This window comes from Pseudomonas sp. MYb2 (genome assembly GCF_002979955.1).
Classification (GTDB): domain Bacteria; phylum Pseudomonadota; class Gammaproteobacteria; order Pseudomonadales; family Pseudomonadaceae; genus Aquipseudomonas.
Genome location: NZ_PCQC01000006.1, coordinates 16,736 through 31,377, shown reverse-complemented (window position 1 = coordinate 31,377; position 14,642 = coordinate 16,736). Strand labels below are relative to the sequence as shown.

11 protein-coding genes are annotated in these 14,642 nt (G+C 59.0%); 3 read left to right on the top strand and 8 right to left on the bottom strand.

Going from position 1 to position 14,642, the window contains the following annotated elements; translation table 11 throughout:
• Window positions 1-84: 84 nt before the first annotated feature.
• The 3 genes from CQ009_RS11540 to CQ009_RS11530 are packed head-to-tail and all read right to left on the bottom strand — an operon-like array spanning window position 85 to window position 3,359.
• The gene (locus tag CQ009_RS11540) at window positions 85-1,029 is read right to left on the bottom strand and encodes an HlyD family secretion protein (RefSeq protein WP_105706221.1); all 945 of its coding nucleotides are present in this window, start codon (window positions 1,027-1,029) and stop codon (window positions 85-87) included.
• A gap of 4 nt (window positions 1,030-1,033) precedes the next feature.
• Entirely contained in the window at window positions 1,034-1,234 is a 201-nt protein-coding gene (locus tag CQ009_RS11535) for a DUF1656 domain-containing protein (protein ID WP_064389872.1), read from the bottom strand.
• Window positions 1,224-3,359 carry an FUSC family protein gene (locus CQ009_RS11530; protein WP_105706832.1) on the bottom strand — a complete coding sequence of 712 codons (2,136 nt, stop codon included), beginning with the start codon at window positions 3,357-3,359 and terminating at the stop codon, window positions 1,224-1,226. The genes CQ009_RS11535 and CQ009_RS11530 overlap by 11 nt, the downstream gene beginning before the upstream one ends.
• A gap of 172 nt (window positions 3,360-3,531) precedes the next feature.
• Here CQ009_RS11530 and CQ009_RS11525 point away from each other — a divergent pair, with 172 nt between their 5' ends.
• The 3 genes from CQ009_RS11525 (at window position 3,532) to CQ009_RS11515 (ending at window position 7,891) form a co-directional block, all read left to right on the top strand.
• The gene (locus CQ009_RS11525; protein ID WP_064389871.1) at window positions 3,532-4,587 is read left to right on the top strand and encodes a tetratricopeptide repeat protein; all 1,056 of its coding nucleotides are present in this window, start codon (window positions 3,532-3,534) and stop codon (window positions 4,585-4,587) included.
• Window positions 4,588-4,721: 134 nt separating this feature from the next.
• On the top strand, window positions 4,722-6,224 hold the full coding sequence (locus CQ009_RS11520; protein WP_064389870.1) for an ATPase domain-containing protein: 1,503 nt from the start codon (window positions 4,722-4,724) through the stop codon (window positions 6,222-6,224).
• On the top strand, window positions 6,221-7,891 hold the full coding sequence (locus CQ009_RS11515) for an ATP-binding protein (protein ID WP_105706217.1): 1,671 nt from the start codon (window positions 6,221-6,223) through the stop codon (window positions 7,889-7,891). Before CQ009_RS11520 ends, CQ009_RS11515 begins: the two co-directional genes overlap by 4 nt.
• Window positions 7,892-7,994: 103 nt before the next feature.
• Here CQ009_RS11515 and CQ009_RS11505 read toward each other — a convergent pair whose 3' ends face one another.
• The 5 genes from CQ009_RS11505 to CQ009_RS11485 are packed head-to-tail and all read right to left on the bottom strand — an operon-like array spanning window position 7,995 to window position 14,539.
• Window positions 7,995-8,372: a response regulator gene (locus tag CQ009_RS11505; protein WP_064389868.1), complete on the bottom strand. Its 378-nt coding sequence runs from the start codon at window positions 8,370-8,372 to the stop codon at window positions 7,995-7,997.
• 44 nt (window positions 8,373-8,416) lie between these two features.
• Window positions 8,417-9,631: a hybrid sensor histidine kinase/response regulator gene (locus CQ009_RS11500; protein ID WP_105706213.1), complete on the bottom strand. Its 1,215-nt coding sequence runs from the start codon at window positions 9,629-9,631 to the stop codon at window positions 8,417-8,419.
• Entirely contained in the window at window positions 9,625-10,218 is a 594-nt protein-coding gene (locus tag CQ009_RS11495; RefSeq protein ID WP_064389866.1) for a chemotaxis protein CheB, read from the bottom strand. The genes CQ009_RS11500 and CQ009_RS11495 overlap by 7 nt, the downstream gene beginning before the upstream one ends.
• The gene (locus CQ009_RS11490; RefSeq protein ID WP_064389865.1) at window positions 10,215-11,048 is read right to left on the bottom strand and encodes a protein-glutamate O-methyltransferase CheR; all 834 of its coding nucleotides are present in this window, start codon (window positions 11,046-11,048) and stop codon (window positions 10,215-10,217) included. Before CQ009_RS11490 ends, CQ009_RS11495 begins: the two co-directional genes overlap by 4 nt.
• A complete protein-coding gene (locus tag CQ009_RS11485) occupies window positions 11,048-14,539 on the bottom strand; it encodes a response regulator (RefSeq protein ID WP_105706210.1) in 3,492 nt (1,163 codons plus the stop codon). Before CQ009_RS11485 ends, CQ009_RS11490 begins: the two co-directional genes overlap by 1 nt.
• Window positions 14,540-14,642 lie beyond the last annotated feature (103 nt).

Genomic DNA, 14,642 nt, shown 5'->3' with positions numbered 1-14,642 from the left:
GCGGGGCTTTTTTGTGCCTGCCTAATACTCGAACCTTCTCCCTGTAGGAGCTGCCGCAGGGGGGGGTGTCAGGGCGCAGCATTGTCAGGGGTGTTCGACGGTGACCGTGGCGGTGGTGCCGGCGCGCAGGCGATTCTTGCCGGCATAGTCGGCGTCGATGGCGATCCGCACCGGCACCCGTTGCGCCAGTTTCACCCAGGTATAGCTAGGGTTGATGTTGGCCAACAATCGGCTGCCCGGGGCGTTTTCCCGGTCGGCAATGGCGAAGGCAATGCTTTGCACCGTGCCACCAAACGCTTCACCGCTCATCAACTGGATTCGTACCCGATCCCCCTCTTCGATCCGCGGCAACTTGGTTTCTTCGAAATACCCACTGACATAGAACGATTCGCTGTCGACCAGCGCCAACAGCGCGCCGCCCGCTACCGCGTAATCGCCCTCTCGGGTCAGCAGATTGGTGATGTAGCCGCTGACCGGAGACTCGACGCGGGTGCGCTGCAAATCGAGTTCGGCCTGAGTCTGCGCAGCAATAGCCAACTGCACATTGGCCTCAGCCAGGCCGAGATTGGCCTGGTTGCGCAACAGATCGGCCTGGGCCACGGCCACGTCAGTGCTGGATTTCTCCCATTCCTCGCCCGAGATGGCGAAACCCTGCTTCAGCGTACGCCGCCGGCGCTCTTCACTCTGGCGCTGTTTGAGCAAGGCTTCACTGGAGATGATCGCTGCTTGCGACTGCCCCAATGTAGCCTTTGCCACTTCCACCGAACGCCGCGCATGCTCCACTGCCAGGGTGTAGCGCGCAGGATCGATCTCCATCAACAACTGGCCTTTGTCGACGTGCTGGTTGTCCTGCACCGCCAATCTGACAATGCGCCCCGAGACGTCTGCCGACAACGTCACCACGTCCGCTCTCACCCGTGCATCCCGGGTCCATGGTGCGCGGGTGTAATGCTCCCAGGCAAACCAGCCGAGCACGATGGCCAGAATCACCACTGCCACTGTCGTCAACCGCGCGAGTAACAATTTCAAGATGTCAGGCTCCCATCAACAGAATCAGCGTGGCACAAACGCAGGCATACAAGGCGCCTTCGAACAGGGCTTCATGCCAGACCCGCCGCAGTACGCCCATGCGCCGCAAGAGCCAGTCGAGCAGCATGAAAATCGGCATGGCCAGCAACAGCGCCTGAGCAATGGGCGGCAAGTAAACGCCGCCAATTTCGAAATCAATGGGCAATGGCTGGCGCTCCTTCCTCGATGTTTCGTTGCAAATGTTCACCATGACGCTGCAGAAAAGCCTCGACGATCAGCAATGCCACGCGCATGCGAAATACCGACCATAAATGCGCGTGACTGGCGACGTGCAACGCGTCCAGTTGCTCGCCAAGGGTGTGCAGCGTGCCCAGCAACGGCGTCAGTTGCGCGTCCGCACGTCCGGCGACAAACCGCGCGGTCTGGCGCAATGCCGAAGACAACTGCTGACTGAAGGTTTGCGTGAGCAAAGTATTGTTCTGTGCCTGTTGCCGCAGTTGGTGCGTGGCCACCCCCAGTGCGACACAGGCCAGACTGATTTCATACAACTGCTGCATCGCCCGGTCATTTGCAGCAGGCAGCAGCCCAAGCATGCTCGTCAGTCGATCGGTCATCCGGCTCTCGAAGGCAAACTGTTGTTCGTCGGTGGCCGGCGCCTTGCTCAACTGATACACCTGCTCCCGCGCCTCGTTGTACAAGCGGCGAATGCGCAGCACCGGGCGAAACGGGAAAATCCACGCGTAAACGATCAAGGCAAGCATTGCCGCACTGACATAGGCACCGGCAAATTCAAACCATTGAATCGCAGTGTTCTGCCCGGTACCGATATTCTGCGGGCCGATCATCAGGAAACTCGAGAGCCCCAGCCCCATGCCGATCCCCGCTGTTGCAGGGCTCGCGAGTCCCACTGCGATGACATACAACAATGGCGCCAGTAACAAGGCCAGGGGTTCGAAATCACTGACTGCCGGGACCAGCGCGAACTGGTAGAGCGGCGACACCAAAAGCGCCAGCCCCAGCCCGCGTGCATAACTCTGTGCGGCCATCAGCGGTCGCGGAAACGTTGCCATCAGCGAGCACAGGATCCCCACCAGAATCATCCCGCCCCGAGCGCCGTCCCATGCGGTTTCGATCCAGATCAGCCCGGCCACCAGCAGCGCTGTAAAGGCACGGACGGCGTTCATCGAGGCCAGGGTGAAATCCAGATGCAGCGGGCTGGCCTGGCCGCGATACATGCAACTGGCCTCGCGTCCCTCCTGGATGGCCTCGCTCAATTCGAGGATCTGCTCCAGTTGCCGCAAAAGACGCGCCTGTTCCCAGCGCAGAGCCCACGCCAGGGAGCGCAGGGTCGCGCTCATCTCTTCAGTCAATTGTTCGGACTTGTAGGCAAGCTGTTCGAATTGCTGCTGCAACGTGACGAACTGGTGTCGTGCTTCGGCCGGTAACGCGCGGCCCTGCTGCGCCAACTGGTCGAGAAGTGCCAGCTCCTCTGCACGCAGGCGCTGGACGTCGAGTGGCAAATCCCCTTCCCAACGCTCGGTCAACAATTGCCGTTGATGACGCAGCGCCGTCAATCTTGAGGTCAGCAGCATCAATTGATTACCTAATAGCAGCACCAGATTGTTGGCACTGCGCAAACGCGGCGCGTCGAAATACAGATGCCGGCGTAATCCCTCCAATGCGCTGATTTCACCGAGCAATTGCATTTGCCGGCGCTGGAAATCGGCTTCGCTTTCTTCGGTGCGGATGACCGCAGCCGCGTGGCTGGCGACCAGTTTGATCACCTGATCGACCTTGGCGAAGTAGCCGCTGGCGACCGCTTCCGGCCGGGCCGTGAGCAGGCTCACCAAGCAGACACACGCCACGGCGAGCAAGGTTTCGGTAACCCGGGTAACAGCCAGCAGAAACGTGCCGTCCTGATCCGGGATCGCCAGCAACGCTACCACCACTGCGGTGTAACCGCTGAGAACGAACGCCTGGGAACTGGTGTAGCGCAGCAACGTGCCACCCGCCGTACACACTGCCAGCCATAACGCCAACGTAGTAATGAAGGGTAATGGTGCCTGCGGAAAGATCGCCATGAGCAATACCGCTACGGCGGCCCCGAGCGTGGTACCGATCACCTGGCCAAAACTGCGTGCCAGGGCCATTCCCGCCAAAGGCTGGCTGACGATGACCACGGCCATGATCGACCACTTGGGCTGGTCGAGGTCGAACAGAAACGCCAGATACAACGTCAGCAGCCCTGCCGCAATGGTGCGCAGAGCAAACAGCAACACGGCTCGACCGGGATGGATCACAGCATTGAAATAATTGAGCAGGGCTTGCATGGGCACACTCATCGAAGCGACTCCTGCAAGCGTAGACACTGCATCGAGAGCCTGACGGTTAACTGAGTCGACGCGACTTGTAGGGCGATTCGCATGCACGGGGTTTGACTCGCAGCCCGAGCTGACCGAAGCTTGCCGCTCTGCTCAAGTATCCACGCTTCCGGAACCCCGCATGCCTCAGTCCCGCCGCTATCTGCTCATCGGCCTTGGCCTCGCACTGGTCATCTTCGTCGGCTGGTTGTCCCTGCGCAGCACTGCACCGGTGGTGCCCGACGCGATCAAACATGGCTATAGCGAAGCATTGGCGGCCGCCCGTGCCGGCCAGCCGGGCGCGGCACGTCAGCTGTATCAGCAATTGGGGCGCCCGGACCTGTCGGTCAAACGCCGCCTCTGGCTGCATGCCGAACTGCCCAATTACCCGAGCCCGCAAGCGTTGAAACTGGCAGACGCAGACCTGCAGAATGAAGCACCCGAAGTGCGTTTGGCAGCGATCAGAAGTCTGATTGGACTGGTGCCGGGCGGGCAACGCAGCCTGTTGCTCGGGCCATTGCTCGATGATGAGGACCAAAGCGTGCGTTTTGCCGCGATCAACGCCCTGCTCGGCTTGTCACCGGATGAGCTCGGCTTGTACTTTGCGCCGTTGCAACAGGCCATCGACGGTTGGGAGCAAGCATTGAAGGAACAGTCGCCGAGCGCTGCCATTTATCTGCAACTGGCGCGCCTCCATATACATAACGCCGAACTCAAGCAGGCGCAGGAAGCACTGGACAATACCTTGCGTGTCGAGCCTGGCAATTTGCCGGCGCTGGTCATGCAGATTGATGTACTCGACCGTCAGGGCCAGAGCGATGCCGCCCGACAGTTACTTGCGCAACAACTCAAGGCCCAGCCTGACTCGGCGTATCTGCAACATGCCCTGGGGCTTTGGCTGCTGCACCACAACCAGCGTGAATACGCCTTGCTCGGTTTGTCCAAAGCAGTCGAACTCGAGCCCGACAACAAGGACTATCGTTACGACCTCGCCACCACCCTGCACAGCGCGCAGGAGCTGGAAGCGGCGCAGAAGCAACTGCAGGAAATCGTCCAGCGCCACCCGGCCGACCGCAAGGCGCGGGTATTACTGATCAATTACTGGAAGGAAAGCGGACAGCTGCAAAATGTTCAGGTTCTGCTGGCGCAACTCGAACAACTGAACCCGGATGACCCGGCGTTACAGCAAGGACTCTGACCGACAAGCAACTGTTCTCTTGGCACATTCCGAAAGAAAGTGCGGAACTGCCATCATGGCAGCGGGTCAAGTAATTCAGGCCGCACGATTTTTTGTCAGCGACCTCGATTCCCGTAGTCATGAGAGGGCATTTTTTGTCTACATCCAACGAGTTTATCAGTGCAAAAGCTGCCACCGGCATCAATGGTCTGGACGATATCCTGGCCGGTGGATTGTCTCGCGGGCATGTTTTTTTGCTTGAGGGTGAACCCGGTACAGGCAAAACCACTGCCGCTTTGCACTTCCTGAGGGCGGGCTCCGTTGCGGGCGAACGCACTCTGTACATCACGCTGTCGGAAACCGAGCGTGAATTGCGCCAAGGCGCCGCATCGCATGGCTGGGAGCTGGACGAAAATATCGTGATCTTCGAGCTGACGCCGCCGGAAAGCCTGCTCAATGCCGAGCACCAGCAAAGCTTGCTCTACTCTTCCGATCTGGAGTTGGGCGAGGCGACCAAGCAGATTTTCGAGGCCGTCGAGCGTGTCAAGCCAACCCGCGTAGTGCTCGACAGCCTCTCGGAGATTCGCTTGCTGGCACAAAGTTCTTTGCGCTATCGCCGACAGATTCTGGCGATCAAGCATTATTTCGTGCGCTACAACGCCACGGTTCTGCTGCTTGACGACCTCACCACCGAATCACTCGACAAGACCGTGCACAGCGTCGCTCACGGGGTCATCCGCCTCGAAGAGCTGACGCCCAACTACGGCGCCGAGCGACGGCGCGTGCGAGTGGTGAAGTACCGAGGCCAGAAGTATCGCGGCGGCTTCCATGATTTCACCATCATGGGCGACGGCTTGCATGTGTTCCCGCGATTGGTGGCGGCAGAACATCGCGGCGACTACCCACGCCTGCAATTGACCAGCGGCATCAAGGAATTGGATGCTCTGCTCGGTGGCGGCATCGAAACCGGCTCAAGCACACTGATTCTCGGTCCCGCCGGTACCGGTAAATCACTTATCTCGATGGTGTTTGCCGCTGCCGCCGTACAACGCGGCGAAAAAGCTGCACTGTTTATTTTCGATGAAGAACTGGGCTTGCTGTTCGAGCGCATGAAGAACATCGGCATTGATCTCAAGGCCCTGCAAGACACCGGTAATCTGCTGATCGATCAGGTCGATGCGGCCGAGTTGTCGCCAGGCGAGTTTTCCCATCGGGTGCGACGTTGCGTCGATGAGGGCCAGATCAAAACCGTGGTCATCGACAGTATCAATGGTTATCAGGCAGCGATGCCGGAAGAAAACGCCTTGGTGCTGCACATGCACGAGTTGCTGCTGTACCTTAACCGCAAAGGTGCTGCGACATTCATGACCGTCGCCCAGCATGGCCTGGTCGGCGACATGCAGGCACCGGTCGACATCACATATCTGGCCGACACGGTGATTCTGTTGCGTTATTTCGAAGCACTGGGCAAGGTGCGCCGGGCCATTTCCATCATCAAGAAACGCACCGGCAGCCATGAATCGACGATTCGTGAATACCGCATTTCGGCGCAAGGCATGACCATCGGCGAACCACTTGAGGCCTTTCAGGGTGTGTTGCGCGGTGTACCGACCTACCTCGGCGCAAGCAACCCGCTGCTTCAGGAAGAAACCTTGTGACGGTGTCGGTGCCGCTGGCCGAACGGGCGCTGATTCTGGCCCCCGTGGGTCGCGACAGTCAGATTGCCCTGATGATCCTCAACGAGGCAGGTTATGGCGGCCTGGTCACGCCCGGGCTGGGCACGCTCTGTACCGAACTGGAACTCGGCGCAGGCTTGCTGTTGATCGCTGCCGAAGCCTTGCGCGGCCCGGAACTCGAAGCGCTGTTCCTGCATCTGGAGCTGCAGCCGGCGTGGTCGGATCTGCCGATCGTGCTGCTCACTCATCACGGCGGACAAGAGCAAGGCCCCTCCTCGAAACTGAGCAATCTGCTCGGCAACGTCACCTTTCTTGAACGCCCGTTTCATCCAGCGACACTGATCAGTCTGGTGTCCGCCGCCCTGCGTGGCCGACGACGACAATACGAAGCCCGCGACCGACTGATCGATTTGAGTGAAAGCGAGCGACGTCTGCAATCGACGCTGGAAACCCTTGAACACCAAGTCGAAGAACGCACCGCGCAATTGCGGCATAACGAAGAAGCATTGCGTCAGTCGCAGAAAATGGAAGCGGTCGGCCAGCTCACGGGGGGCATCGCACACGACTTCAACAACATGCTCACCGGGATTATCGGCAGCCTGGAGTTGTTGCGCCGGCGCTTGGCGCGCGGGCGTACGGACGATCTCGACAGCCTGATCGACCTCGGCGTGACCTCAGCCAACCGCGCCGCCAGCCTGACCCATCGACTACTGGCGTTTTCCCGTCGGCAGTCACTCGACTCCAAAGCGGTGCAAATGAATACCCTGGTGCTGTCGATGGGGGAACTGCTGCAGCGCAGTCTCAACGAAAGCATTCATCTGGACATGCGCCTGCACGACAAATTGTGGGTCGCCGAAGCGGATCCCAATCAACTGGAAAGCGCCCTGCTCAACTTGGTGATCAACGCCCGCGACGCGATGCCCGAGGGTGGAAAACTGGTGGTGGAAACCAGCAATCAGGTGCTGGATAGCGAATTCACCGAGGCCTGCAGCAACCTTGAACCGGGCGATTACGTGATGCTCAGCGTCACCGACAACGGCAGCGGTATGCCGCAAAGTGTGATAAACCGCGCATTCGATCCCTTTTTCACCACCAAACCGATCGGTCAGGGCACCGGGCTGGGCCTGTCGATGATCTACGGTTTCAGCAAGCAGTCGCGCGGGCATGTGTCCATCGACAGCGAAATCGATCAAGGCACCACAGTCAAACTCTACTTGCCGCGCTTTCGCGGCGAAGAAGACGAGCAACCGGTTACCGACAGCGGGCAGACTCCTCATGCAATGGATGGCGAAACCGTATTGATTGTCGAAGACGATCCGGCCGTGCGCGTACTGGTCAGCGGCGTGCTCAGTGAGTTGGGCTATGCGTTTGTCGAAGCCAGTGATGCCGACGGCGCTGTGCCGATCCTCAACTCGGCGCAACGGATCGACCTGCTGATCAGCGACGTTGGCCTGCCGGGCATGAACGGCCGGCAACTGGCCGAAGTAGGTCGGCAGTACCGGCCTGGCCTGAAGGTGTTATTCATCACCGGCTACGCCGAGCATGCGGCAGTACGCGGCGGTTTTCTCGACCCGGGAATGCAGATGATCACCAAGCCCTTCACCTTCGATCTGCTGACCGCGAAGGTCCGCGAAATGATCAAAAGCTGATAATGCTGAGACTGTAGGAGCTGCCGCAGGCTGCGATCTTTTGATCTTGTTTTTAACGATCAACATCAAAAGATCGCAGCCTGCGGCAGCTCCTACACAGATATCAGGCCAGCAGTTCCTGGATTTTTTCCTGCAATACATCCAGATCGAAGGGCTTTTCGAGGATCGGCGCCTTGCGCGTGATCGGGCTGCCGGTCTCGCGGATTTCCTGCGGATAACCGCTGATGAAAATCACCTTGAGGTCAGGTCGCAACTTGACCGCCGGTTCGGCGATCTGCACGCCAGAGATGCCGCCGGGCAAACGGAAGTCGGTGATCAACACATCCAGATGCGGCTTGCTTGCAAGGATTTCGAAAGCCTGCTCGCCGCTGTCCGCCTGCAACACACGATAGCCCTGCCCTGACAAATAATCGGTCAGGACCATCAAGATAACCGGTTCGTCCTCGACGACGAGTACTACATCTTGCGCATCTACGCTCATGGGAAGCCTTTGTTCGGTCAATAGCTGCTGATACGACCGTGCGGTCACTCAGAGGTTGCGTCGGATTTGCCGTTTTCCTGGATCGGCAGACAAACGCGAAACAGGGCGCCTTCGTTGATTTCACTCTCGACGACGATGGAGCCGCCATGGGCGGCGACGATCTGCTCGGAAATGAACAGACCCAGCCCGAGCCCGGCCACTACCGTCTTGGCGGAAACCCGTTCGAACTGTTGAAAAATACGCTTCTGATTCTCTTGGCTGATGCCGATGCCACGGTCCTGCACCTCGACCCGCGCCTCATCGCCTTCGCGGTAAACCCGAACCTGGATCGGGCTCCGACCGCCGTAGCGCAGAGCGTTGGTCAGCAGGTTGGTCACCACCTGCTCGATGCGGAACTCGTCCCAATGGCCTTCCACCGGTGCTGGCGCGGTGAACGACACGTCGGTTTCCGCAGCTTCGATCTGTGCCGCGAAGTTTTGCAGCAGGTTGCTGACCAATTGCACCAGATCGAAACGACTCGGCCGGATCGACAGTTTGCCAGTGCGAATGCGCGACACATCGAGCATGTCTTCGATCAGGCGAATCAGGCTTTTGATCTGCCGTTCATCACGGTCGACCATGGCGTGCATCTTGTCGAGGGTGAATGCCGCTGCGTTGTCCCGAGCCAGGTGCATCTTGCGCAACTGGGTTTCGAGAATCAGACCGTTGAGCGGCGTACGCACTTCATGGGCAACGATCGACATGAAGTCATCGCGCATACGCACCGCCTGCTCCAGTTCCAGCTGGGTGCTTTGCAGTTGCTGCAAAAGCGCTTCCTGCTCGCGGCGGGCCTGCTCCAGCGCTTCGACCTGCTGCTTCATCGCCTTGCTCTGGCGGTACAGGTCGACGAAAACGTTGACCTTGCTCTTCACCGCATGGATATCCAGCGGTTTGTGCAGAAAGTCCACCGCCCCACTTTCGTAGCCCTTGAACGCGTAGTTCAGTTCACGACCGGCGGCGCTGACGAAAATGATCGGGATGTTCTTGGTTTTCTCGGTGCCGCGCATCAACTCGGCGAGTTCGAAGCCGTTCATGCCCGGCATCTGCACGTCGAGGATGGCCATGGCGAACTCGTGCTGCAGCAGCAACGACAGCGCTTCATCCGCCGACAAGGCTTTGTAGACGGTACGGTCTTCACGCTTGATCAGCGCTTCGAGTGCCAGCAGGTTCTCCGGCAGATCGTCGACGATCAGCAGTTTGGCTTGGATATTACTCAGCATGCGATTCGTTCCAGCTCGACAAGCAGACGGCCGATGCCGTGAATGGGTAGGACATGATCCGGCTGCTGAACCTTCAATGCAGCCAGGGGCATGGTGGCGACTTGCGCCTCTTCGGGATCCTGGACGATGGTCAAGCCACCGCAGCGCTTGACCTCGGCCAGCCCGCGCGCGCCATCGTGATTGGCGCCGGTCAGCAGGACAGCGGCCAGTGATGCACCGTAAGCGTCGGCGGCCGATTCAAACAGGTAGTCAATCGAAGGCCGGGAATAATGCACGCGGTCCTCAAGACTCAGCGAAAGGCTGCGATCCTGCTCCACCGAGAGGTGATAACCCGGCGTGGCGAAATACACATTGCCGGCAACGATGTCCTGCTTGTCGGCAGCTTCGTGCACCGGCAGCTCCACGCGCCGGGCGAAGACCTCGGCCAATTGGCTGCGGCGCTCTTCAGGCAGATGCAGAACAACGATGATCGGCAATGCATAGCCTCGGCGCAGCGGCACGAGCAGACTCAACAGCGCCTCAACGCCACCGGCGGAAGCACCGACCACAATCGCCTCGACGCGAGGTAAATCCACGGCCTCGTTCATGTTTTGCGGTAGATCCGTTCTTGTTTCACCAGCGCTTCGAACTGGTTTGCGTAGCTGGAAAAATCCAGCGTCTCTTTGCTGCCCAGCACCAGAAAGCCGCGATGGCAAAGCGATTCATGGAACAGCCCGAACGCGCGATCCTGTAGCTTCTTGTTGAAGTAAATCAGCACGTTGCGGCAGGAAATCAATTGGGTTTCGGAGAACACGCTGTCCGTCGCCAGACTGTGATCGGCGAAGGTCACGTTTTCGCACAGGCTCTTGTCGAAAATCGCGTAACCGTACGCTGCCGTGTAGTAGTCGGCAAACGAGCGCTGACCACCGGCCTGCTGATAGTTGGCCGTATACGCGCGAACATTCTCCATCGAGAAGATCCCTTGCTTGGCCTTGTCCAGCGAGCGCGGATTGATGTCCGTGGCATAGATGATCGTGCGATCAAGCAGGCCTTCTTCGCGCAGCAGAATCGCCATCGAATAGACCTCCTCGCCCGTGCTGCACCCGGCGATCCAGATCTTGATCGACGGATAAGTGCGCAGCAACGGCACCACTTCCCTGCGGATCGCGAGGAAGTGCGACGGGTCGCGAAACATCTCGCTGACCGGAATCGTCAGCAATTGCAGCAACTGCATGAACGCTGTCGGATCGTGCAGAACCTTTTCCTGCAGGGCCGAAATGGTCGCACATTCGAACTGGCCGAGTGCGTGCTGCACCCGGCGCTTGATCGAAGCACCGGAATAATCGCGAAAATCGTAGCTGTACTTGAGGTAAATCGCCTCGATCAACAAGCGCAGCTCGATTTCACTGTTTCGTTCAGCTGGCGTACTGCGTTCCACTAAATGCGTTCCATCTTCGGTAACCACACGCGAATCAGCGAGAACAGGCGATCCAGATCGATGGGCTTGGCCAGGTAATCGTTGGCGCCCGCTTGCAGGCAGCGCTCCTGATCATCCTTCATGGCCTTGGCCGTCACCGCGATGATTGGCAGCTTGCGCCAGCGCGGATCCTTGCGGATTTCAACGGTGGCTTCGAAGCCATCCATTTCCGGCATCATCACGTCCATCAACACCAGATCGATGTCCTCGACTTCGTTAAGTCTCTCAATCGCCTCACGACCGTTCCGGCCGATCACCACGACTGCGCCTTTGGTCTCCAGCGCGCTGGTGAGGGCGAAAATGTTGCGCACATCGTCGTCCACCAACAGCACTTTGCGACCCTCGAAGACCTTGTCGCGGCTGCGCGCGGTCTTGAGCATCTTCTGCCGTTCATGGGACAACTGCGATTCGACTTTGTGCAAAAAGAGTGTGACCTCATCCAGCAAACGCTCTGGCGAGCGCGCGCCCTTGATGATGATCGAGCGCGAATACTTGCGTAGATCGGCCTCTTCGTCGCGGGTCAGGTTGCGTCCGGTGTAAACGATGACCGGCGGGAACGAGCAGATGTCCTCGGTGGACATGCGCTTGAGCAGATCATTACCAAGCATGTCAGGCAGCTTCAGGTCGATGATCATGCAGTCGTAGATCGTCGTGCGCAGTTTTTCCAGAGCTTCCTGGGCGAGGCCGACGGCGGTAATTTCGATGTCTTCGTCGCCGATCAGGCGCGCGATGCTTTCGCGCTGCAAGTCGTCGTCTTCCACCAGCAACACGCGTTTGACCTTTTGGGTCAGTTTGGCTTCAAGACGAGCGAACACGTCTTTGAGCTCCTCGCGAGTCGTAGGTTTGACCGCGTAACCGATTGCACCCATGTGCATGGCCGCTTCGACCCGATCTTCAACCGAAATGACGTGCACCGGAATGTGGCGGGTTTCGGCATGCTCTTTGAGCCGTTGCAACACGGTGAGGCCGGAATGGTCCGGCAGGCGCATGTCGAGCAGGATCGCGTCCGGAACGAATTCACGGGCGAGATCGTACCCTTCGTCTGCGCCATGGGCGACCAGGCATTGATAGCCGAGTTCGTGCGCCAGATCGTAGAGGATGTGCGCAAAGTTCGGCTCATCTTCCACCACGAGGATGCAACGCGTGGCGAACGGTGCCTTGTCGCGATCATCGGCGAAACGCGGGATGTGCACCGGCGCCAGTGGAGAAACCATCGCCGCAGGTACAACGGCCGCAGCCTGTGGCGGCGGAGTAAACGTCAACGGCGCAGTCGAGACCTCGCCGGACTCGTTGTACTGCTGAGGCATCAGCAACGTGAACACACTGCCCTGCCCCGGTGTGCTGGTGACGCTGATCGTGCCACCCAGCAGCGTCGCCAGATCACGCGAAATCGACAGGCCCAGGCCGGTACCGCCGTATTTGCGATTGGTCGTGCCATCGGCCTGACGGAACGCTTCGAAGATGCTTTCCTGTTGATCGGCGGCGATACCAATCCCGGAGTCGCGCACGACGAAAGCCACGCAGTCATTCGGCTGGCCACTGATGGTCAGGCTGACAGTACCTTGCTCAGTGAACTTCACAGCGTTGGACAACAGGTTTTTGATCACCTGCTCAAGGCGTTGGCGGTCAGTGAACAGTGTTGCCGGTGTTCCCGGCAGCAAATCGACACTGAAGGTCAGGCGCTTGTCTGCCGCCATCGGTTCGAACACACCACGCAAACCTTCGGCCAGACGCGCGACGCTGGTGTTCTCCGCGATCACTTCAAGCTTGCCTGCCTCGACCTTGGAGATATCCAGAATATCGTTGATCAGATTGAGCAGATCGTTACCGGCGGAGTAGATCGACTCGGCAAACTTGACCTGTTCGGCGCTGAGATTGTCTTGCGGGTTTTCCGCCAGCAGCTTGGCCAGAATCAACGAACTGTTCAGCGGCGTGCGCAGTTCGTGGGACATATTGGCGAGGAATTCGGATTTGTACTTGCTCGAACGCTGCAACTCTTCGGCGCGCTCTTCAAGTTGCACCTGAACCTGATTGAGTTCGGTGTTCTTCAGGTCCATGGCATCGCGCTGTTCGGCCAGGGTTTGCGCCTGCTCCGCGAGTTGTTCGTTGGTCTGTTCCAGCTCGACTTGCTGGGTTTCCAGATGCGCCTGGGACTCCTTGAGAATCCGCGACTGTTCTTCCAGTTCTTCGTTGGCGGTTTTCAGTTCTTCCTGCTGCACCTGCAACTCTTCGTTGAGCTGCTGGGTTTCGGCAAGCACCTCTTGCAAACGCTGGCGGTAACGGGCGGCTTCGATCGACGTACCGATATTACCGGCAATCAGTTCCAGCAACTCGATATCGCGATCGGTGAGCGGGCGCAGGAAACCCAGTTCGATCACACCGTTGACCCGGTCGTCATCGCTGGTTGGAACGACCAGCACACTGTGCGGCAGACCTTCGCCGAGGCCGGAGCTGACTTTGAAGTAATCGGCCGGGACCGAATCGAGGCGAATCAGACGCGCCTGCTGCGCGACCTGGCCAACGATACCTTCGCCGCTGTAAATCGACTGATCCTGTTCTTCCTGCTCGCGGGAGAACCCGTAAGTGGCCACTCGTTTCAGGCCACCGTGTTCTTCGCGGACGTATAACGCCGCCACAGCGGTACCGAGGTACTGCGCGCAGAATTGCAGAATGTTGCGCCCCAACAAATTCAGCGTCAGTTGCCCCAGCACTTGTTCGGCCAGTTGCGTCTGACCGTTGCGCAGCCACGCCTGCTGCTCCAGGCGATAGGCGCTGGCATCCTGTGCGGCGAGCGTCGCGCCGTAGCTTTGCGACAGGTTGACCAGATCACGCCGCCCGATATAGGCGAGCAAGCCACTGATACCGGCAATGAACAGCAGGTACAGGCTGATGCTCCAGATCGTCGTGCGGCGCACTTCCTCGTTACGCGTAGTACGCAGGACTTGCTCGGTTTCGATGACATCTTCGAACTGTTTACGGATTTCATCCGTCAGGCGCTTGCCCCGCCCGGCCTTCACGGCGGCCTTGTAATCCCCGCTGGAGCGCTGCAGGTCGATCATCGACTGCGCATAGTTCGCCCACTCGGTCTGCAAGGCCTTGAGACGGCGCAGACGATCGGTTTGCACGGGGTTGTCGGCGGTCAGCTCAAGCAAGGTATTGAGCGCGACGGTTATGCGCGGCTTGGCGGTCTCGTACGGATCGAGAAAGTGCTCGTCACCGCTGAGCAGAAAGCCGCGCATGCCGGTTTCCAGGTCGACCGTGAGTTTCACTGCTTCATTGGCGTTATTGATCACCCGGTCGGTGTGCTCGACCCACTGGATCACCGACAGCAAATAGGTAATCAGCGACACAAAGAACACAGCACTGAGTATGCCTACGCCGAGGGGCAGACTGATGTTGCGACTCAGGAGTTTACGAAACCGCTGTTCATCAACTGAGGACGAAGAGGACATGGGGCAGCCTTGTCGATCGGGTGAAAAGCAGGGAGTTTGCCCCAAAATGGCAGCATGGATCCATTTTTCCTACAGATTTAGCAGGATTTTCCCACTTTCCCCT

Bases quoted from the DNA above. Each gene is read 5' to 3' on its own strand.
- CQ009_RS11485 (WP_105706210.1), bottom strand. From the start codon at position 14,539: ATGTCCTCTTCGTCCTCAGTTGATGAACAGCGGTTTCGTAAACTCCTG.
- CQ009_RS11530 (WP_105706832.1), bottom strand. From the start codon at position 3,359: ATGCAAGCCCTGCTCAATTATTTCAATGCTGTGATCCATCCCGGTCGA.
- CQ009_RS11525 (WP_064389871.1), top strand. From the start codon at position 3,532: ATGCCTCAGTCCCGCCGCTATCTGCTCATCGGCCTTGGCCTCGCACTG.
- CQ009_RS11500 (WP_105706213.1), bottom strand. From the start codon at position 9,631: ATGCTGAGTAATATCCAAGCCAAACTGCTGATCGTCGACGATCTGCCG.
- CQ009_RS11505 (WP_064389868.1), bottom strand. From the start codon at position 8,372: ATGAGCGTAGATGCGCAAGATGTAGTACTCGTCGTCGAGGACGAACCG.
- CQ009_RS11495 (WP_064389866.1), bottom strand. From the start codon at position 10,218: ATGAACGAGGCCGTGGATTTACCTCGCGTCGAGGCGATTGTGGTCGGT.